Source organism: Ruegeria sp. AF1 (assembly GCF_056542125.1).
Window position 1 is genome coordinate 88,844 of record NZ_JBQFZG010000008.1, and the last position, 19,526, is coordinate 108,369.

General features: G+C 55.9%; 17 protein-coding genes. 12 read left to right on the plus strand and 5 right to left on the minus strand.

Annotated elements, in window-relative coordinates:
• Window positions 1–2 precede the first annotated feature (2 nt).
• On the minus strand, window positions 3–527 hold the full coding sequence (locus ACR0BK_RS12765; RefSeq protein ID WP_480477180.1) for a CBS domain-containing protein: 525 nt from the start codon (window positions 525–527) through the stop codon (window positions 3–5).
• Between the two features lie 122 nt (window positions 528–649).
• Between ACR0BK_RS12765 and ACR0BK_RS12770 the strand changes: the two genes are divergently transcribed.
• The 7 genes from ACR0BK_RS12770 to ACR0BK_RS12800 all read left to right on the plus strand — a co-directional run bounded on the left by ACR0BK_RS12770 (window position 650) and on the right by ACR0BK_RS12800 (window position 8,017).
• Complete coding sequence (locus ACR0BK_RS12770; RefSeq protein ID WP_480554914.1) at window positions 650–835, plus strand: hypothetical protein; 186 nt, start codon at window positions 650–652, stop codon at window positions 833–835.
• A gap of 66 nt (window positions 836–901) precedes the next feature.
• A complete protein-coding gene (locus ACR0BK_RS12775) occupies window positions 902–1,927 on the plus strand; it encodes an FAD:protein FMN transferase (RefSeq protein WP_480554915.1) in 1,026 nt (341 codons plus the stop codon).
• A gap of 14 nt (window positions 1,928–1,941) precedes the next feature.
• Window positions 1,942–2,178 (plus strand): (Na+)-NQR maturation NqrM, encoded by a 237-nt coding sequence (nqrM, locus tag ACR0BK_RS12780; protein ID WP_267366293.1) that lies wholly within the window; start codon window positions 1,942–1,944, stop codon window positions 2,176–2,178.
• 73 nt (window positions 2,179–2,251) lie between these two features.
• A complete protein-coding gene (locus ACR0BK_RS12785) occupies window positions 2,252–3,922 on the plus strand; it encodes a sulfatase-like hydrolase/transferase (RefSeq protein WP_480554917.1) in 1,671 nt (556 codons plus the stop codon).
• 103 nt (window positions 3,923–4,025) lie between these two features.
• Entirely contained in the window at window positions 4,026–5,543 is a 1,518-nt protein-coding gene (gpmI, locus tag ACR0BK_RS12790; protein ID WP_480554918.1) for a 2,3-bisphosphoglycerate-independent phosphoglycerate mutase, read from the plus strand.
• The gene (locus ACR0BK_RS12795; protein WP_480554919.1) at window positions 5,540–6,670 is read left to right on the plus strand and encodes a murein hydrolase activator EnvC family protein; all 1,131 of its coding nucleotides are present in this window, start codon (window positions 5,540–5,542) and stop codon (window positions 6,668–6,670) included. Before gpmI ends, ACR0BK_RS12795 begins: the two co-directional genes overlap by 4 nt.
• 6 nt (window positions 6,671–6,676) lie before the next feature.
• Entirely contained in the window at window positions 6,677–8,017 is a 1,341-nt protein-coding gene (locus tag ACR0BK_RS12800) for a S41 family peptidase (RefSeq protein ID WP_480494176.1), read from the plus strand.
• Window positions 8,018–8,154: 137 nt separating this feature from the next.
• Here the strand turns inward: ACR0BK_RS12800 and ACR0BK_RS12805 are convergent, their stop codons facing one another.
• The gene (locus ACR0BK_RS12805; protein WP_480554921.1) at window positions 8,155–8,514 is read right to left on the minus strand and encodes a hypothetical protein; all 360 of its coding nucleotides are present in this window, start codon (window positions 8,512–8,514) and stop codon (window positions 8,155–8,157) included.
• 11 nt (window positions 8,515–8,525) lie between these two features.
• Window positions 8,526–9,287 (minus strand): DUF6478 family protein, encoded by a 762-nt coding sequence (locus tag ACR0BK_RS12810; protein WP_480477194.1) that lies wholly within the window; start codon window positions 9,285–9,287, stop codon window positions 8,526–8,528.
• Between the two features lie 250 nt (window positions 9,288–9,537).
• On the opposite strand from ACR0BK_RS12810, the gene ACR0BK_RS12815 reads away from it, so the two are divergent.
• The 4 genes from ACR0BK_RS12815 to ACR0BK_RS12830 all read left to right on the plus strand — a co-directional run bounded on the left by ACR0BK_RS12815 (window position 9,538) and on the right by ACR0BK_RS12830 (window position 15,786).
• Complete coding sequence (locus tag ACR0BK_RS12815; RefSeq protein ID WP_480554922.1) at window positions 9,538–12,645, plus strand: ABC transporter transmembrane domain-containing protein; 3,108 nt, start codon at window positions 9,538–9,540, stop codon at window positions 12,643–12,645.
• Window positions 12,646–12,724: 79 nt separating this feature from the next.
• Entirely contained in the window at window positions 12,725–13,522 is a 798-nt protein-coding gene (locus ACR0BK_RS12820) for a CPBP family intramembrane glutamic endopeptidase (protein WP_480554923.1), read from the plus strand.
• Window positions 13,523–13,582: 60 nt separating this feature from the next.
• Window positions 13,583–14,515 (plus strand): acetyl-CoA carboxylase, carboxyltransferase subunit beta, encoded by a 933-nt coding sequence (gene accD / locus ACR0BK_RS12825; protein WP_480554924.1) that lies wholly within the window; start codon window positions 13,583–13,585, stop codon window positions 14,513–14,515.
• Complete coding sequence (locus ACR0BK_RS12830) at window positions 14,512–15,786, plus strand: bifunctional folylpolyglutamate synthase/dihydrofolate synthase (RefSeq protein WP_480519908.1); 1,275 nt, start codon at window positions 14,512–14,514, stop codon at window positions 15,784–15,786. Before accD ends, ACR0BK_RS12830 begins: the two co-directional genes overlap by 4 nt.
• Before the next feature lie 61 nt (window positions 15,787–15,847).
• Here ACR0BK_RS12830 and zapE read toward each other — a convergent pair whose 3' ends face one another.
• Window positions 15,848–16,906 carry a cell division protein ZapE gene (gene zapE / locus ACR0BK_RS12835; RefSeq protein ID WP_480519910.1) on the minus strand — a complete coding sequence of 353 codons (1,059 nt, stop codon included), beginning with the start codon at window positions 16,904–16,906 and terminating at the stop codon, window positions 15,848–15,850.
• 149 nt (window positions 16,907–17,055) lie between these two features.
• Between zapE and ACR0BK_RS12840 the strand changes: the two genes are divergently transcribed.
• Window positions 17,056–18,291: an MFS transporter gene (locus tag ACR0BK_RS12840; RefSeq protein ID WP_480554926.1), complete on the plus strand. Its 1,236-nt coding sequence runs from the start codon at window positions 17,056–17,058 to the stop codon at window positions 18,289–18,291.
• Window positions 18,292–18,353: 62 nt separating this feature from the next.
• Here ACR0BK_RS12840 and mtnA read toward each other — a convergent pair whose 3' ends face one another.
• On the minus strand, window positions 18,354–19,448 hold the full coding sequence (mtnA, locus tag ACR0BK_RS12845) for an S-methyl-5-thioribose-1-phosphate isomerase (RefSeq protein WP_480554927.1): 1,095 nt from the start codon (window positions 19,446–19,448) through the stop codon (window positions 18,354–18,356).
• Between the last annotated feature and the right edge of the window lie 78 nt (window positions 19,449–19,526).

Here is a 19,526-nt window from a genome sequence, read left to right on the forward strand (position 1 = left end):
AACTAGCCTACGATCATCTGCTTCATGCGAAGCGCTTCATACTCCAATTCCCTCAGGCGGAAATGCACTACGTCACCGATAGTGATGACACCGCACAAATTGCCATCACGCAGAACCGGCATATGGCGGAAACGTCCCTCGGTCATAGTCTTCAGCACGTCATTCAGCGTATCCTCGGGCATGCAGGCTTTTACATCCCTGGTCATCAGGTCTTCGACCGACTGTGGCAGGGTCTGTCCCGGCGTATCGGCCATGCGCCTCACGATGTCGCGTTCCGACAAAATTCCTTTCAATGCCCCGTTCTGATCGGTCACCAGAACAGCACCAATTCGCTTGTCCTTGAGCGTGTTCACCACCGAATGGATGGTATCATTAGGTCGCACCGAGAACACCGCATCCCCTTTACCCTCAAGCAGTTTGGCCACGGTCGTCTGCGAATGCGACAGGTTTGATTCCGCTGATTGGCTGTAGGTTGTCTTGTCAGCCTTGTCACCGCGCGACGGCGACTGATAAGAAGTTGGGGCCATGAGCAATCTCCTTATGGTTCTTGCAAAGTCTTTCCCTTTCACTTTAGCGCAGCTAAACGACCTGTATAGGGTGCAATTGCACGAGTTGGCCAAACGCAGGTCAGCAGAGGGAGCTTAAGCCTTTGAATGAACTCTATCTTACGCCCCCGGTTGCCGCGCTGATCTTCTTTGCGGCTGTTGTGTGCGGTCACAACTTTCGTATGGCGTGGAAGCAACAGAAGCCCGGGTGGCGGAAACGCGCGTGGTTGTTCGGAATTCCGGCTGGAACTGGTCTTCTGCTGTTGGGTTTCCTTCCATTGAAACTGTAATGCCAATTTGACTCTGGCGGGGACCGCTGTCATATGCCGGGCAAAGAATGTCCCGGAGAACGCCCAATGCGTCTTTTGCCCGTACTGGCCTTTTTCACCCTTCTTTCAGGCTGTCTTTTTGACAAGGAACCCGAAGAAGTTCGTCTGTCCGGCGAGACAATGGGCACGACCTACAATATCACCGCAATTGGCGAGGACCTTGACAAAGACGCACTGGCCGCGGCCGTCAGTGATAAGTTGGCAGCAGTGAATGCCAAGATGTCCAACTGGGATCCGAACTCGGAAGTTTCTGTTTTTTCCGCATCGACCAGCACAGATCCGATGCCTGTGTCCAACGAACTCGCGCTGGTTCTTTCGGCAGCGAACGAAGTGCACTCGAAATCCGGTGGCATTTTCGACGTAACCCTCGGCCCTCTGATTGAACTTTGGGGTTTTGGCCCACGCAAGCCCGAAGACCCGGTGCCATCAGATGCGGATATCAACGCCGCGCTGAATGGTGTAGGTCAAGAACGCCTGCTAGCGCTCGATACGGATGCTGGTACGCTTGCCAAGTCAAACGCCAGTGTAGGCATTAACCTGTCCGCGATTGCAAAAGGCTATGGAATTGACGCTGTTGCGGAAACCTTGCAGGCCGCTGGCATCGAAAACTATCTGGTTGAAATTGGCGGCGATCTTGTGGCCAAAGGTAAGAATGACAAGGGCGAAGCGTGGCTCATTGGTATCGAGAAACCTGAAACGGGTTCGCAAACCATCCAGTTGATCATTTCTTTGGATGACAGGGGCATGGCCAGTTCGGGCGATTACAGGAATTTCTTTGAAAAAGATGGTGTGCGATATTCGCATATCATCGATCCGACAACAGGCCGTCCGATCACGCACCGCACCACTTCGGTCACCGTGCTGGCCGAAAACGCGATGATGGCCGATGCCTGGGCAACAGCCATGCTGGCCTTGGGGCAGGAAAAAGGGCTAGCTCTGGCAGAGGAGCATAAACTTGCAGTGTATTTCATCTCGCGGGATGTGACAGGCGGCGAAGATGCCTATATCACTGCCCATAGCACAGCGTTCAAAGACGCGCTGGGATCGAACTGACTGTTGGAGCTGAGATGAGTACCTTTATTCTGGCCTTCATTCTTCTCGCTCTCGTCATGGTGGGCATGTCATTGGGTGTCATGCTGATGGGCAAGACCATCAAAGGCAGCTGCGGTGGTCTAAACGCGATCTCGGGCGCGGATAAATGCGTTGTTTGCCAAAAAGACATCGACCCCGACAGCCCACTGCGCGACAAGCTGCAATGCAAACGTGCCAAGAAGATGCTGGAGCAAATGGACCGCCAGGCCTGACGCAGGTTTTGCTTCGCTCTGCGGATAGAAATGGCTAACTAGGTCCTCGTGACTTGTGGGGAAGGGCGTCAACTTGGCCAAGGCAAGAAACATCCTGTTCATCATGTTCGACCAGCTGCGATGGGATTATCTGAGCTGTTACGGCCATCCGCATCTGCATACCCCAAATATCGATCGTCTGGCAGCCAAAGGCGTGCGCTTCAACCGCGCCTATATCCAATCACCGATCTGCGGCAGCTCCCGCATGTCCACTTATACCGGGCGCTATGTGCATTCTCACGGGGCGTCGTGGAACGGAATTCCGTTGAAAGTCGGTGAGATTACAATGGGCGATCACCTGCGTAAGGCGGGGATGGATTGCTGGCTGGTTGGCAAAACTCATATGCGTGCAGATGCCGAAGGGATGGCGAGGTTGGGCTTGGAGCCTGACAGCCTGATCGGGGCCCGCGTCGCCGAATGTGGGTTCGACGTGTACGAACGGGATGACGGTATGCTGCCCGAAGGTCCGGATGGGTATTATGACCCGGAAGGGGCAAAGGAATACAACAAATTCCTAAAGGCCAAAGGGTATGAGAGCGACAATCCCTGGCATGACTTTGCCAATTCCGGGCTGGATGCGAATGGCAACGTTCTGTCAGGCTGGTTTCTGAAGAATTCACCCGAAGCCGCTAATATTGCCGAGGAAGACAGCGAAACGCCCTATCTGACCGGTCGCGGGATAGAGTTCATGGAAACGCATGATGGCCCGTGGTGCTGTCATCTGAGTTTTATCAAGCCGCATTGGCCGTACATCGTACCGGACCCATACGCCTCGATGTATGGACCGGAACATGTGCTGCCTGTGGTGCGATCCGAGGCGGAACGTCAGAATGCGCATCCCGTGCTTAAAGCCTTCATGGACACAAAGATCGGCCAGACCTTTTCGCGGCAGGACGTGCGTGAGGCGGTTATCCCAGCCTATATGGGGCTGATCAAGCAAGCAGATGACCAGATGGGCCGCCTGTTGGACTGGATGGAGAGAACCGGGCGGATGGAAAACACGATGATCGTGTTGACATCAGACCATGGTGATTTTCTGGGCGATCACTGGATGGGGGAAAAGACCTTCTTCCACAACGCCTCCACCAGGGTGCCGTTGATCATCTATGACCCGTCGCCCGAGGCGGACGCGACACGCGGTACCGTCAGCGATGCGCTTGTGGAATCCATCGACCTTGCACCGACCTTTGTCGATGCGGCTGGCGGGGAAGTGGCGACGCATATTCTGGAAGGTCACTCCCTGTTGCCTATTCTCTATGGGGAGAAGGACGCATTGCCACGCGATGTGGTGATCTGCGAATATGACTACTCGGCTTCACCAATCGCAAATGTTTTGGACGTGTCGGTCCGCGATGCGGTGATGTTCATGGCCGCAAGCAAGAAATGGAAACTGATCCATTGTGAAGGTGGGTACCGGCCAATCCTGTTCGATCTGGAAAACGACCCTGATGAGTTGAACGATCTGGGTGACAGCGCGGAACATGCCGGTGTAATCGCTGAAATGTACGAGCACCTGTTCGCCTGGACGCGGCGGGCGTCACAGCGCACAACCCGGTCCGAGCAGCAATTGATTGAAATGCGAACCAAAAGTCGGGGCAGGGGTGTTGTTCTGGGCGTTTATGATGAAAACGATGCGCCGTTGGACCTGACCGTCAAATACCGCAATCGCAAGGCGCGCCCATTCCGGTGCTATCTAAAAGACTAACACACTCTGTGTCGGTTAAAATTGTTCATCATTGCAAAGGTGGTTCACCCGTTGAAGTCCAAAGGATAGAAGGTGACCCAAGAGCAGAAAACGGAGTACATCAATGGCCACCCCCAAACCTGTTGTCCTGTGCATTCTTGATGGTTGGGGCCTGTCCGAGGACACAAAAGCCAACGCACCCTATCTGGCAAACACGCCGACGTTTGACGCGATCCTGTCTGAGTGTCCGCATTCAACCCTGATCACCCACGGCCCCGATGTGGGTCTGCCAAGCGGACAGATGGGAAATTCAGAGGTCGGGCACACCAATATCGGTGCAGGGCGTGTGGTCGCCATGGATCTGGGCCAGATTGATCTTTCCATTGAAGACCGGACTTTCTTCGAAAACGAAGCGCTGCAAGCTTTCATCGCCAGCGTCAAATCCGCTGGCGGCACTGCGCATCTGATGGGGTTGATCTCGGATGGTGGGGTGCATGGTCATCTGAACCATATCGTTGCCGCAACCACTGCCATAACGGATGCCGGTGTCCCGGTTGCACTACATGCAGTGACGGACGGGCGTGATGTCGCGCCAAGGTCAGCTCTGACTTACATCGCTGAGTTGGAAGAACGCTTGCCCGAAAACGCACGCATCGTCACCGTAAGCGGGCGGTACTTTGCCATGGATCGCGACAATCGCTGGGAGCGTGTCAGTGAAGCGTATGCTGCAATGGTCAACGGGCAGGGCCGAACAGCAAGCAGTGCCCATGGCGCGGTTGATCACGCCTATAACCAGTCCGAATCTGACGAGTTCGTCACACCAACCGTATTGACGGGGTATGACGGTATTAACGATGGCGATGGTTTCTTTTGCCTGAACTTTCGCGCCGACCGTGCCCGTGAAATTCTGCGCGCCATCGGAGAGCCAGGATTTTCCGAGTTTGCGACAGGACCGCGCCCGAAGCTTTCAGCACTGCTGGGCATGGTCGAGTACTCCGATGGACATAATGCTTACATGACCACGGTTTTTCCAAAGCGCTCGATTGTGAATACGCTGGGCGAATGGGTCGCCAAGCAAGGGCTTCGGCAGTTTAGACTAGCTGAAACCGAGAAGTACCCGCATGTTACGTTCTTTCTGAATGGCGGTAAGGAGACGCCCGAACTAGGCGAGGATCGCTTTATGCCGAGCTCGCCGAAAGTGGCGACCTACGATCTACAGCCCGAAATGTCGGCCGCAGAGGTTACGGCGAAATTTATCGAAGCCATCGAAGGAGGGTATGACTTGATTGTTACAAATTATGCCAATCCCGATATGGTTGGTCATACAGGTGATTTGAATGCTGCGATCAAAGCGTGTGAAGCCGTCGATCAGGGGTTGGCGCAAGTCATTGCGGCTCTTGAAAAGGTCAAGGGAGCGATGATTATCACGGCCGATCACGGTAATTGCGAAGTCATGGTCGATCCTGTGACCGGCGGCCCGCACACGGCCCATACGCTCAATCCTGTTCCCGTGGCGCTGTTTGGCGGGCCTGAAGGTGCGAAATTGCGCCAAGGACGTTTGTCCGATCTTGCCCCGACCCTGCTTGAGCTGATGGGATTGCCGAAACCGCCGGAAATGACCGGGGAAAGCCTGCTGTCATGAAAATGGCTGCTCTGGCAGTGTGTCTGTTTTTAGCCTTGCCGGCACTGGCCCAGCCAGACGCCTCCAAGGCCGCTTTGGACGCAGCGCAGATGCTCGAACAGGCGTCCATCGCGTTATCCGAGGCCGAAAGCGCCCGGGACCGGGTCCATGCTCTTACGGAGACGATCCATGCCTATGAGGCCGGGTTGGGCGCGATGCGGGTGGGATTGCGCCAAGCGGCAACCCGCGAGGCGCAATTGAGTGCCGAATTGAGGGCGCGCGAAAAGGAAATCCGGCGATTGCTTGGTGTTCTGCAAACCATTGAAACGACCGAACCACCCGTCTTGATGTTACATCCGTCCGGCCCGTTGGGGGCGGCCCGTGCAGGTATTATACTGTCCGAGGTCACCCCTGGCCTGAACGCCAGCGCGCAGGAACTGGCGCAGGACCTGAATGAAGTGCAGACATTGCGTGTCTTGCAGAAAAAGGCCTCGGAAACTTTGACAGAGGGTCTAACGGGCGTTCAGGAGGCCCGTACCCGTCTGAGCGAGGCAATCGCCGACCGCACGGATTTGCCCCGCCGTTTCGTGGAAGACCCGGTGCGTACGGCCATTTTGATCTCGTCGACCGAAACACTGGATGGCTTTGCAAGTGGTCTGTCCGAGATCTCGGAGGGAGAGATCCTCGACAGCAATGCCAGTGTCTTGGACAGGAAAGGCCGGATATCAATGCCGGTACAGGGAATCTTGCTGCACAAGGCCGGTGAAACGGACGCCGCCGGTGTCACGCGCCCCGGCCTGATTGTGGGTACACGCCCGCGCGCCTTGGTCACCTCGCCCACCGCGGCGACAATTCGCTATCGCGGGCCGCTGCTGGACCTGGGGAACCTAATCATCCTTGAGCCTCAATCGGGTCTTTTGTTCGTATTTTCCGGTTTGCAGGAGGTCTATGGCCAGCCAGGTCAGGTGATCCCGGAGGGCACACCGGTTGGCCTGATGCCCGGTGAAATGCCGGAAATCGGCGCAATTTTGTCAACAAGCAGTGATGGCACTGGAACTGACCGCTCAGAAACGCTCTATATAGAGGTAAGAGAAGATAATCGCCCCGTGGACCCGGAATCGTGGTTTCGGACCGACAAGGATGGATAAACGCGTATGAAGAAATTTGTGGTGGCCGGTCTGGCTGGAACTGTGGCAGGTATTCTTGCAACAACTCAGATCGCAGGACCCCTGCTGGCGCAGGAGGCCGAGAACAAGGCAAGCGTCTATGAACAGCTGGATTTGTTCGGCGACATTTTTGAACGTATCCGTGCACAGTATGTCGAAGAGGTTGAGCCCGAAGAACTGATCGAGGCGGCGATTGACGGCATGTTGACATCACTTGATCCGCATTCGAGTTATCTTTCTCCTGACGATGCCGAACAAATGCGCGTGCAGACCCGGGGCGAGTTTGGTGGGTTGGGTATCGAAGTCACGCAGGAAGAAGGCTTTGTAAAAGTCGTCTCACCCATTGACGATACCCCCGCCGACGCAGCCGGAATCGAAGCCGGGGATTTCATTACCCATGTGGACGGTGAAAGCATTCTGGGCCTGACGCTGGACAAAGCGGTTGACCTGATGCGCGGCCCGGTCGGGTCCGAAATTATCATCACCGTCGTACGTGAGGGTGAACCTGATCCCTTCGACGTCACTATTATCCGTGACACAATCAAGTTGACCGCTGTGCGCGCACGGACCGAAGGCACCAGTGTCGTGCTGCGTGTAACCACGTTCAACGACCAGACCTTCCCGAACCTGAAAGAAGGCTTGCAGGAGCAGATTGCCGAAGCAGGTGGCATCGACAAGGTGAACGGCTTTGTTCTGGACCTGCGCAACAACCCAGGCGGCCTGTTGACTCAGGCGATCAAAGTGTCGGACGCGTTCCTGAACGAAGGCGAAATCGTTTCTACGCGCGGCCGCGATCCGAACGAAGGTGAGCGGTTCAATGCAACCCCCGGGGATCTGGCCGAAGGCAAGCCGATTGTGGTGCTGATCAATGGCGGCTCGGCCTCGGCGTCCGAGATTGTGGCCGGTGCGTTGCAGGATCATCGCCGCGCTATCGTCGTTGGCACCAAGAGCTTTGGTAAAGGATCCGTGCAGACGGTCATGCCACTGCGCGGTGACGGTGCCATGCGCCTGACCACATCGCGCTATTACACGCCATCAGGACGCTCGATCCAGGCCCTTGGCGTCAGTCCAGACATCATTGTTGAGCAGCCTCGCCCGGCACCTGCACAAGAAGAGGATGAGAGTAATGTGCGGACCCGGTCCGAAGCTGACCTGCGCGGCAGCCTGAACAATGACAGCCTGAGCGAGGATGAAGTTCGCCAGATTGAGGAAGATCGCGCTAGGGCCGAAGCCACGGCCGAGCTGCGGAAAGAGGATTATCAACTAGCATATGCCATAGACATCCTTAAAGGCTTGTCAGCGTTCACCCCGCACGGGCCGTCCCAATAACCAAACCAATGGGCCGCGTACAACGCGGCCCTTTTCTTTCTGGCTCGCGGGATATTATTTCATCATCCAGCAGCTCAATACGCAGGCACCGCGCTTAGTGCACATAACTGAATGGATCATCGGACTTCGCAAGCGTTTCAGCCGTCTCCTCGGCTTACCCGTCGGAAAGCGCGTTTCAGCATATCCAGCTCCGCGCGCAAAAGATCCACTTCAGCCCTGAGATCATCGGCGGCTGGTTCACCTGCAATAATGGAGAAACTCCCAAGTTTCTCAACGCCGTCTGCGTCGACTATGACGAAGCTGTGCACGCCTTCGGACAGGGCTGTCACGGGTACCGGAACATTCAGGTCCCATCCGTTGTCTGCGGGCGAAAGCTCAACTCCCTCCAGTGCTTTCCCCAGATATCGAACCTCCAATCCCGGTTGCCGCTCGGCCTCAACATAACCGTGCCAAATTCCGTTTTCGAACCGAATGAAGGTCAGGGATGTTTGTGTCATCTTTGATCGTCTCACAAGTCGGCGCGATGGAAACGGCAAAACGTAAGGTCTCGTACACTCATACGGTTCATTTCCGGTTTTTCGAAAATTAGATCCAGCCAGATCTTTTCGATCCTGCGTTCATTCAGGGGCAGGTGAGCCAAGTCAAACTCAACTGCGTTCACGGCGTCAGAAGGGTTCAGTTGCCGCAAAACCTGCTCCATATTGGGTCCGTGCTGAACATTGAGACGTGCGAACACACCCGATGGTTTTTCGCAGTCAATCAGGGTTTCTAACCGGATCAGATGCTCGCGTGTCAGGTCGCGGGCGGCCTCACGCGGCAAGTCGATCGATACCGACAGGAACGAACCCTCGAAACCAAAGACCTCGACCTCCAGACTGAACGGAGCCAGATCACTTGCCCCCCGGTTGCGGATTTGCCGCACGACGATTTCGGTCAATGGGCAGTCGTGAAACAAGCTGACCTGATCGTCCATAACCGTTCTACGGGGAACAGAGGCCATGCCGGATTGCAACAACGGCGCGCGCCAAAGTCCGGGCCGCCAGCTCCAGTCGGTGCCGACAGGCCGGTGAAACTGAGTTGATCCTATTTTCGGACGGAGCAGGCGCGCATCCGCCAGTTGGATCAGGCGATCCAGTTGCCCACGCAGACTGCGTGCCTGATCGCGTTTCAATCGCAACTCGGCTTGCGCCGAATCTGGCGCCTGCCGCACAGCCCGGCTCCAGCGGCCGAGCGTCCGGCGATGAATATAGCGATCCAGAATCCTGCGCATGGTCTCTTCGTCCGATAATGTCCTTCTTTAGTCAAAGAAATGAGTAGGAATAAACCCGCAATCACAAAAACACTACTTGAGCGCTACGTTTTCAGGTTGGTGGGTAAGCGTAAAAAAGATAGGTGCCGGATTGGGGGGCTGATGCCGTCAATTCTTGCAATACGTCGGGTCAGTGCTTACCGTCTGTTTCCTAAAAATGGGTTACCCCAGAACAGCCAAACATCAGTTCAGCTATCGATAAGGCCAGGCTATGGAGCCCACATTATTTTCTTTTATTTGGAAGTATTCGAAAAAACAGCAACTTGTCCTGTTGCTGCTAACGGTCCTGTCCTTCCCTTTTCTATATGCATCGCTGGAGCTGCCTAAACAAATCATCAATGACGCTATTGGTGCGCCGGGCGACACGGTGACAGTCTGGGGCATCACAGTGTCTCAAGTTCAGTATCTGATGATACTGTGCTTTCTATTTCTGGCCACTGTGATCGCCAGTGGTTTGATGAAGATGCGCATCAATACGATGAAAGGCATCTTGTCCGAACGTATGCTGCGCCGTCTTCGCTATACCCTGATTCAACGCTCGATGCGGTTCCCAAAGTCCTATTTCGCGACCACCAGCCAAGGAGAGCTGGTCTCGATGATCACATCCGAGGCCGAGCCGATGGGCGGCTTGATGGGGGATGCGATTGCGCAACCGGTGTTTCAGTTCGGCCAAATGATGACAATCGTCACCTTTCTGTTCATGCAAAGCCTCTGGTTTGGTCTGGCAAGCATCGCGCTGATCCCGCTTCAGGCCTGGTTGATCCCCAAGTTGCAACGCCAGATCAATTTGCTGAACAAGGACCGTATTCAGGAGGTTCGGCGCCTGAGCTCGGAAATCGGGGAAAGCGCGGCGGGCATCAGCGACCTGCGCACGAATGGCGGCTGGCGGTATCGTCTGGCACAGTTCAGCCATAGGCTGGGAACCTTGTTCGAGATCCGGTTCAAGATCTACAAAAAGAAATTCTTTATGAAGTTCCTGAACAATCTGATCACTCAGATGACGCCTTTTTTGTTTTATTCGGTGGGCGGATACCTGGCGATCACGGGCGAGGTGACAGTAGGTGCATTGGTTGCCGCGTTGGGCGCGTACAAAGACCTTAGCGGGCCCTGGAAAGACCTTCTGACCTACTACAACCAGGTACAGGATATGTCCCTGCGATGGGAAGTGGTTACTGAAAGATTTGCCCCGGACAACATGATTCCCGAAGAGCTGTTCATCGGTGAGCCGGAAACCATTCCGCATCTGACCGGTGATATCGAATTGCGCAATGTGACCGTACGCGATGGCGATGGCAAAACCATTCTAGAGGATATTGATCTGACTATCCCACGTGGCGCGCGTGTGGCGATTCAATCCACCTATGCGTCGGAACGCAGTGCATTGGGCCAGTTGCTGACCCGCGAGGTTCTGCCTGTTCAGGGCGATGTGATCATAGCTGGCCACAGGCTGGACGAATTGCACCAATCAGTTATCGCGGCCCGGATCGGTTATGCCTATTCACGCCCGTATCTGTTTGACGGGACTTTGGGCGATAACCTCATGATGTCATTGCGCACCCATCCACAGCACGAGGCAGATGCCATAAGAACCCCGTCCCGTCGTCAGATCGAGTCTGTTCGGGCCGGTAACCCACCAGACTCGCTGGAAGATGAGTGGATCGATCCGGGACTGGCCGGTCTGGACGATATTGATGGAATACGTGATTGGTGGTTCCAACTGGTGGAAGCCATGGGGATTGACGAGTTCATGTTCCGGCGCACTCTGCGCACCCAGTTTGATCCAGAGATACACCCGATACTGGCACAGGAAATAGTCAGGCTGAGAGACTCCATCGCTGAACGGCTGAAGGCAAAAGGACTGGATCGGTATGTTTATCGGTTCGATCCCAACCAGTTCAACCCGGCTGTCCCGCTTGGGGGAAACCTGTTGTTCGCGGCACCGTCGCGCGACATCTCTCCAGACATTCTGGCTGGCGACGCGCGGTTTGTACAATTGCTCAGCACCCATGATCTTGCAGATGACGCGATCAGCATATCGAATGCCGTCATGGATACTCTTGGCAAGACATTTGGGCGGGATGGGGCTGACCATCCCCTGTTTCTGCGGCTTGGCATGTCCAAGGACATGTATCATCGGCTGCTTGACATCCAGGACCGGCGCAAAGCCAAAGGGAATGCTGCGCTGAGCGATCAGGAGCGCGCCTTGCTACTGACAGTGCCTTTCCTTCTGACCGCAGAACAGATCGGTCCTGATTTCCCAGAGGAATACAAGGAAAAAATCCTTGCTATCCGCAAGACCCAGGCTGAACGGTTGCGTGGTGCAATGGACGGTTTGTTCATGTCTGTGGCGCCTGACATCTATGTGCCGCGCCTGACCGTGATGGAAAACGCGATCTATGGCCGGATATCTTTGATGGCAGGTGCCCATGCCGAAGATATCGAAGACATCGTTGCAGAGGCCATGAACGAAGCCGGTCTGCGCCGTCGAGCAGCGGCCATTATTTATGACCTTCCGTCCGGGCTGGGCGGCAACAACCTTCCAACCGTGTTTCAGGAGCGTGCCGCTTTTTCGCGCGCAGGCATCAAACGCCCCGACATTCTGATCCTGGACAAGGCGCTGGCCAGCCACGACTCGGAAAGCCGGTTGCGCACGCGCCTGAAACTGCGGGAGTTGCTGCCCGATTCCATCATGATTTTCATGGAGGATCATTTTGCGCACCCCGAAGCCTATGACTTGTTTGTAGAAATCAAGGATGGACGGATCGATGGCGTCTCGCGGAGCAGGCCAGCGCACGAGGACAGCACTTCGGACGATCTGAGCCGGAAACTCGAGATCCTGTCAGCAACGCAGCTGTTTTCTGGCCTGGATGGCAGAAACCAGCGGCTGCTGGCGTTTTCGGCGCAATGGTACGAGGCCAGCGCCGGACAAGTCATCTTTTCCCGCGGTCAGGCGCCGGATGCGGCTTATTTGTGCATTTCAGGACAGGCCAAACTGGATTGGTCCAACGAGGATGGATCGAAACGCACAATCTCGATCATAGAACCCGGACGGCTCATTGGAGACCTGTCTATCATTACAGGGGAACCAAGGCAGCTGGATCTGGTCGCAACGGAAGATAGCAGCTTTTTGCGTATCGGCGCAGAAGAGCTGCGTGCCGTTGTTGAAAGCGATGCTTCGGTCGCTATGCAGTTGCTGCAGACGGTTGCAGGCTATCTGACGACGCTCTCGAACAGGATCAGCGTGGCCCAGAACGCCGAAGACATGTTTCCGCCCGTGACAGATGAAACGGCGCAGGAAGGTATTGGAAAGAATGCCTAGAGCGTATTCGGCTCATGCGCGTTTGGTTGAAACAGCCCGCGCCAGACCCGAACTCTGGCGTCTTTTGCTGGGGCTGGCATTGATCGCCGCGCTGGTCAGCGTTTTGAACGTGGTGTTTTTTACCGTGATCGCGGGGTTGGGCCCAGCGAAGTGGTCTCAGGAACTTTTACAAGGCAACACACCTTTGGCGCTGCTTCTGATGCTGGCCAGTTTCGGGTTCATCATTCTTGGCGTGGCAGTGGCCGCGCGTCAGCTTCAGCACCGATCTTTGCGATCAATTTTTGGCCAACGGGGTCTGGTTGCGGCCCAATTTCTGAAAGTGCTGAAAGCCCTGCTTATCTTGGGCGCCGTCGGTGTCTTGCTGCCGCCCTACGGCTTGGGGGAATCTCTGTCAAAGAATCTGCCATTTTCAACTTGGCTCTTGTTGCTTCCGGTCTCGGTATTGGTTGTCCTGATTCAGACCAGCGCCGAAGAAGTTCTGTTTCGAGGGTACATTCAGCAAGCTCTTGCAGCCAGGTTTCAATCGCCCGTCATTTGGACGGGGGTTCCGTCTGTTTTGTTTGCCGCCGGCCACTACACACCGGAGATGGCAGGAGAGAATGCAATTCTGTTTGTGCTGTGGGCATTTGTTTTTGGGATGCTTGCATCCGATCTCACAGCGCGATCAGGCACATTGGGGCCAGCTATCGCCTTGCATTTCTTCAATAACATCATCGCATTATTGTTCATTTCTTTGCCAGATAACTTGAGTGGGCTGGCGCTTTTCTCGCTTCCCTTCGATGCATCTGACGCCGAACAGCTTCGTCCCTGGCTGTTGGTGGATTTGGCTGTGATGTTCGTATGCTGGCTGGCAGCGCGGCTTGCGCTCAGGCGTTGATTGCATTTCTTCCCGTGGCGTCTTATTTGACGTCAACACCGCACAAGCCAAGGTTCCGACATGAACTGGATCACAAACTACGTCCGCCCCCGGATCAACTCGATCTTCTCTCGCCGCGAAGTGCCCGAAAACCTCTGGCAGAAATGTGACGAGTGCGGAACGATGCTGTTTCATCGTGAACTTGCGGAAAATCAGAACGTCTGTACCCAATGTGACCATCACATGGCGATTACCCCACGCGAGCGGTTCAATCACCTGTTCGACGGCGGTATTTTCACCGAGGTTGCAGTGCCAGCGCCAAAAGAAGATCCGTTGCATTTCCGCGACCAGAAGAAATATCCCGAGCGTATGCGAGCGGCGCAGAAAAAGACCGGCGAAAAAGAGGCGATGCTGGTTGTCAAAGGCGAAATTGGGCGCACGCCTATCGTTGCAGCAGCGCAGGATTTTTCCTTCATGGGCGGATCAATGGGCATGTATGTGGGCAACGCGATCATCGCGGCCGCTCAAGAAGCGGTTAAGCTAAAGCGCCCACTGATCCTGTTCTCGGCAGCTGGTGGTGCGCGGATGCAGGAAGGCATACTCAGCCTGATGCAAATGCCGCGCACAACCGTAGCCGTCGAAATGCTGAAAGAAGCGAATTTGCCCTATATCGTTGTGCTGACCCATCCCACCACCGGTGGTGTGACGGCGTCATATGCGATGTTGGGCGATGTCCACATCTCTGAACCGAACGCGTTGATCTGCTTTGCCGGTCCCCGAGTTATCGAGCAGACGATTCGCGAAAAGTTGCCCGACGGCTTCCAGCGGGCCGAGTACCTGCTGGATCACGGGATGCTGGACCGTGTCACCAAACGTACCGAGATGCGCGACGAACTGATCACCATCACCCGGATGCTGATGAACCAACCGCCGGCGATCAAAGGTGATCTGCCAGCACCGATCCCGGATGAAACGGCCAAGGTCGCGCAGGCCGAAGAGACCGGAAAAAAATGAACACCAAGACATCTGACGCCATCCTCGACCGGATGATGGCGCTGCACCCCAAGATCATTGATTTGACCTTGGACCGCGTCTGGCGATTGCTGGCCGCTTTGGACAACCCGCAGCTCAAGCTGCCTCCAGTTATCCATATTGCCGGAACCAACGGTAAAGGCTCGACCCAGGCCATGATCCGGGCGGGCTTGGAAGGGGCAGGGCGTTCCGTTCATGCCTACACTTCGCCCCATCTAGCGCGATTTCACGAACGTATCCGGTTGGCGGGCGAACTGATTTCGGAACCCGGCCTGACCGCGGTTCTGGATGAGTGCTACGCGGCGAATGGCGGCGAGAACATCACGTATTTCGAGATCACAACCTGCGCCGCCTTGCTGGCCTTCTCTCGCTGCAAAGCAGATTACACTCTGCTCGAGGTCGGTCTGGGCGGACGGCTTGACGCGACAAATGTGATTGATGAACCGGCGGTGACAGTCATTACGCCGGTTTCAATCGATCATGAACAGTATCTGGGCGACACCCTGGGAAAGATTGCCGCCGAAAAGGCGGGCATTATCAAACCTGGTGTGCCATGCATCGTCGGCCCGCAAGAAGACGAGGCGCTGGAGGTGATCGAGTACACAGCCGCCCGGTTGGGCGCACCGCTGCTTGTACATGGCCAGCATTGGCACGTTCATGAAGAAAACGGGCGCTTGATCTATCAGGACGAAACCGGGCTGCGTGATCTGCCGCTACCCAACCTGCTGGGTGCACATCAGTTCCAGAATGCCGGTGCCGCCTTAGCGGTTCTGCGTCATCTTTCAATGGGTGACGCGGCCTACGAGGCTGCCGTATCCAATGCCGATTGGCCTGCGCGTATGCAACGTCTCAAAACCGGCCCGCTGACCGAGCAAGCCCCTCAGGTCGAACTGTGGCTGGATGGAGGGCATAACGCGGCCGCAGGTATCGCGCTGGCCGATGTGCTGGCGAAAATGCCGCAACGTCCCACGCATTTAATCTGCGGTATGCTCAACACGAAAGACGTGACTGGGTATCTCGCGCCACTGTCCAGACAGGTTGCAAGTCTGACTGCCGTCTCCATACCGGGCGAGGCGGCCACGCTCAGCGCCGATGAAACCGCCGCCGCCGCCGCCAAAGTTGGCTTGCCCTCTTCGGTCGCTGCAAGCGTTTCGGATGCGTTGAAGGCAATCACGGATCAAGACCCACAGGCGCGTGTCCTGATCTGCGGCTCCCTTTATCTTGCCGGAAACATCCTGCGAGAAAACGGTTAAGCTTCATCTTTTCGCAAATACTCCGGGGGAGGCGTGCGCAGCGCGACGGGGGCAGAGCCCCCTACTTCCCCCAGTTCTGGTCCTGCATTTCCCGCAGGCGCGACGCAGTACGCTCAAACTCAAAGGTGCCTTCACCTTCGACATACAACATCTCGGGCTCTGCCGCAGCCGAGCAGATCAACCGAACTTTTGCCTCGTAGAGCGCATCAATCAGGATGACAAAGCGCTTGGCTTCGTTGAAGTTATTTCTCGACAGACGGGGGATGTCCTCAAGCACCAGCACTTTAATTGCTTCTGCGATAGCCAGATAGTCTGCCGGTCCCAGCATCCGGCCGCACAGGTCATAGAACGAAGCCCGTGCAACACCATTGCGAAATGCGGGCAGTTCGACAGCGCGGCCTTTGACCTGCAATATCAACGGATCGGCAGGACCGCCTGCAAGATCTTTCCAGACATCCCGTATTTTCTGCCGCGCTTCGGGCCCGATGGGTGTAAAATAGACCGGAGCACCCTCTAGTCTGTTCTGACGGTAATCCGTGGGCGATACCAGTTCCCATACCTGCAACTGGTCTTTGATATGGGCAATAAAAGGCAAGAATAATTGCCGGTTCAACCCATCCTTATACAGCTCGTCCGGATGCCTGTTCGACGTGGTCACAACAACAACGCCACCCTCGTGCAGCAGGTCAAACAAGCGGCCAACGATCATCGCATCCGTAATGTCAGTGATCTGCATCTCGTCGAAGGCCAGCAGGCGGACGGATTTCACAACCTCTCTCGCCACAGGTGCCAGAGCATCTTCGACGTTCTCTTTTCGGGCCTTGTGCATTCCGGCATGGATTTCCTGCATGAAGGCATGAAAGTGAACGCGCCGTGCGGGGACTTCACCCAGCGTGTCGACGAACATGTCCATCAGCATCGATTTACCACGTCCGACGCCGCCCCATAGGTACAGGCCTTTGGGCGTTGGCGGAGCCTTGCGGAAAAACCCTCGTTTTACCGGCTCGGCCAGTGCCGCGCGGATGCGATCAAACTGGGGCAAAACGGCTTCTTGAGCGTCGTCGCGCGTCAGAGTTCCATCCGCAACGCGGGCTTCGTAAAGCGAAATCAGATCCGTCATGACCCAGAGCCTTACCCGTGACCCAGCGCGTTGAAAAGATGCCATTTCCCTGACGTATCAAAATTGCTTATTCGTGACCGCAAATCTGTTGAATTGACGCGATCCGTAAATGCAGTACGGTCCGTCGGACCAAACTACCCGAGGTCGCTATGCCGCAATCCACCCGCATGTTGAACCCGATCCTGATCGTTGGATGCATCATCATAACGGTCAGTTTTGCCGTGCGCGCGTCTTTCGGCGTGTTTCAGATTCCGATTGCCAGCGAATTTGGCTGGCTGCGCACGGATTTCTCATTGGCGATCGCCATCCAGAATCTGGCTTGGGGCATCGGTCAACCGATCTTTGCAGCTATCGCTGAGAAAGTAGGAGACCGAAAGGCCATTGTCATCGGTGCCTTGACCTATGCTGCCGGTCTGGTTCTGTCGGCCTGGTCCGTCACACCGCTTGGGCATCAGGTTTATGCGTGGCTGGTGGGGTTTGGCATTGCCGGAACCGGGTTCGGCGTGGTTTTGGCTGTGGTCGGTCGTGCGTCCTCTGATGAAAATCGGTCCATGTCGCTGGCCGTCGTTACAGCGGCGGGCAGTTTCGGACAGGTTTTGGGCGCGCCGGCAGCTGAGTGGTTGCTGTCATTCCTGCCCTGGCAACAGGTCTTCGTCGTTTTTGCGGCTGCGATTCTAGCGCTTGTATTGACCTTGCCCTTCATGCGGGCGCCTCAGCTAGGTTCAAAGGCAGCGTTGCAAGAAAGCATGGGCGAAATTCTGGGCAAGGCGTTCCGAGACCCCTCTTACGCTTTGATATTTATTGGATTTTTCAGCTGCGGTTACCAGCTGGGATTTATCACGGCTCACTTCCCCGCATTCGTGACCGAAATGTGCGGCCCGATCCAACCCGGCAGCGTGCTGCATTCCATCGGCATCACATCCACGTCCGCACTTGGCGCGGTATCGATTTCACTGATTGGTTTGGCCAATATCGCCGGGACCCTTTTGGCGGGCTGGGCTGGCAATCATTTTCCCAAGAAATATCTGCTGGCCTCGGTCTATGCCGGTCGGACGCTTGCTGCGGCGTTGTTCATCATTTTCCCGATAACGCCGTTGTCCGTTATTACATTCTCGCTGGTGATGGGGTCACTTTGGCTGGCCACCGTTCCGCTTACGTCGGGTCTTGTCGCGCACCTCTATGGTCTGCGTTACATGGGAACACTCTATGGCATAATCTTCTTCAGCCATCAGGTTGGCAGTTTCCTGGGCGTCTGGCTGGGGGGACGTATGTATGACCAATATGGTGACTATGCCCTTGTCTGGTGGATCGGTGTGGCAATAGGCGCTTTCAGCGCCATCGTTCATCTACCGATCCGAGAGAACCGTCTGGCAGTCCCTGCCTGAGGTGACGTTTCGCTCTCGAACTATGTGAGCGTGCCAGCGGTCATGCCGCGTGGGGTGTAAATCTAGCCGGCTCGGTCCGGAAACAATCCGGCAAGGCCTTCGGCAGAGGCGGCACAGACGCCACGCTCGGTAATAAGCCCCGTCACCAGCCGGTTTGGTGTGACATCAAAGGCAGGATTGCCACCTTCCGTCCCGTTCGGGGTGACGCGAACGTCGGCAATACCCCCTTGTCCAACCACACCCATGACATGGGTCACTTCTTTCGTATCGCGTTCTTCGATCGGTATTTCCGACACTCCATCCCGAACCGTCCAGTCAATCGTAGGTGAGGGCAGGGCGACGTAAAACGGAACCCCGTTGTCCCGCGCCGCCAAGGCTTTCAGGTAGGTACCGATTTTATTACAGACATCGCCTTGTGCCGTGGTCCGGTCTGTACCGGTGATGACCGCGTCAACCAAACCGTGTTGCATCAGGTGACCGCCTGCATTGTCCACGATGTAACGATGGGGAATGCCGTGTTCACCAAGCTCCCAGGATGTCAGCGCCCCCTGATTACGCGGTCGGGTCTCATCCACCCAGACATGAAGCGGAATGCCCGCGTCATGCGCATGATACATTGGGCTTGTCGCCGTTCCCCAATCCACCGTTGCCAGCCATCCGGCGTTGCAATGCGTCAATAGCCGCACCGGTTCACCTGCAGGCTTTCGGGCTGCAATATCTTTGATCAGTTGCAGCCCATGGCGACCTATCGATGAATTGATCTCGACATCTTCGTCTGCAACTTCCTGTGCCAGTGCCCAGGCCCGTTCAGCGCGATCACTTGGGGCAAGTGGCATCAGCGCGTCGCGGCATCTGTCTAAAGCCCATCGCAGGTTGATAGCCGTTGGCCGGGTCGCGTGCAATACGTCATATGCGGCGTCGAACGAAGCGTCAGAGCTGTCACGGGACATCTGTTCGGCAATTCCAAACGCGGCTGTTGCACCAATCAGTGGCGCACCCCTGACCCACATGTCGCGGATCGCTGTCGCAAATTCATCCAGCGTTTTCAGGGTAACCACCCGAAAGTCATGGGGCAGCCATCGCTGGTCGATAATCCGAACCTCACCTGCCGATTTGTCCCACCAAATTGACCGGTAATGAGCACCCTGTACTTTCATAATTCGGTCTCCGTTTGCGAATAGCCTGATCAGAAGTCTTTCGCAGCCTGCGTTCTTTCAGCGGGCTTGTAAACGGGC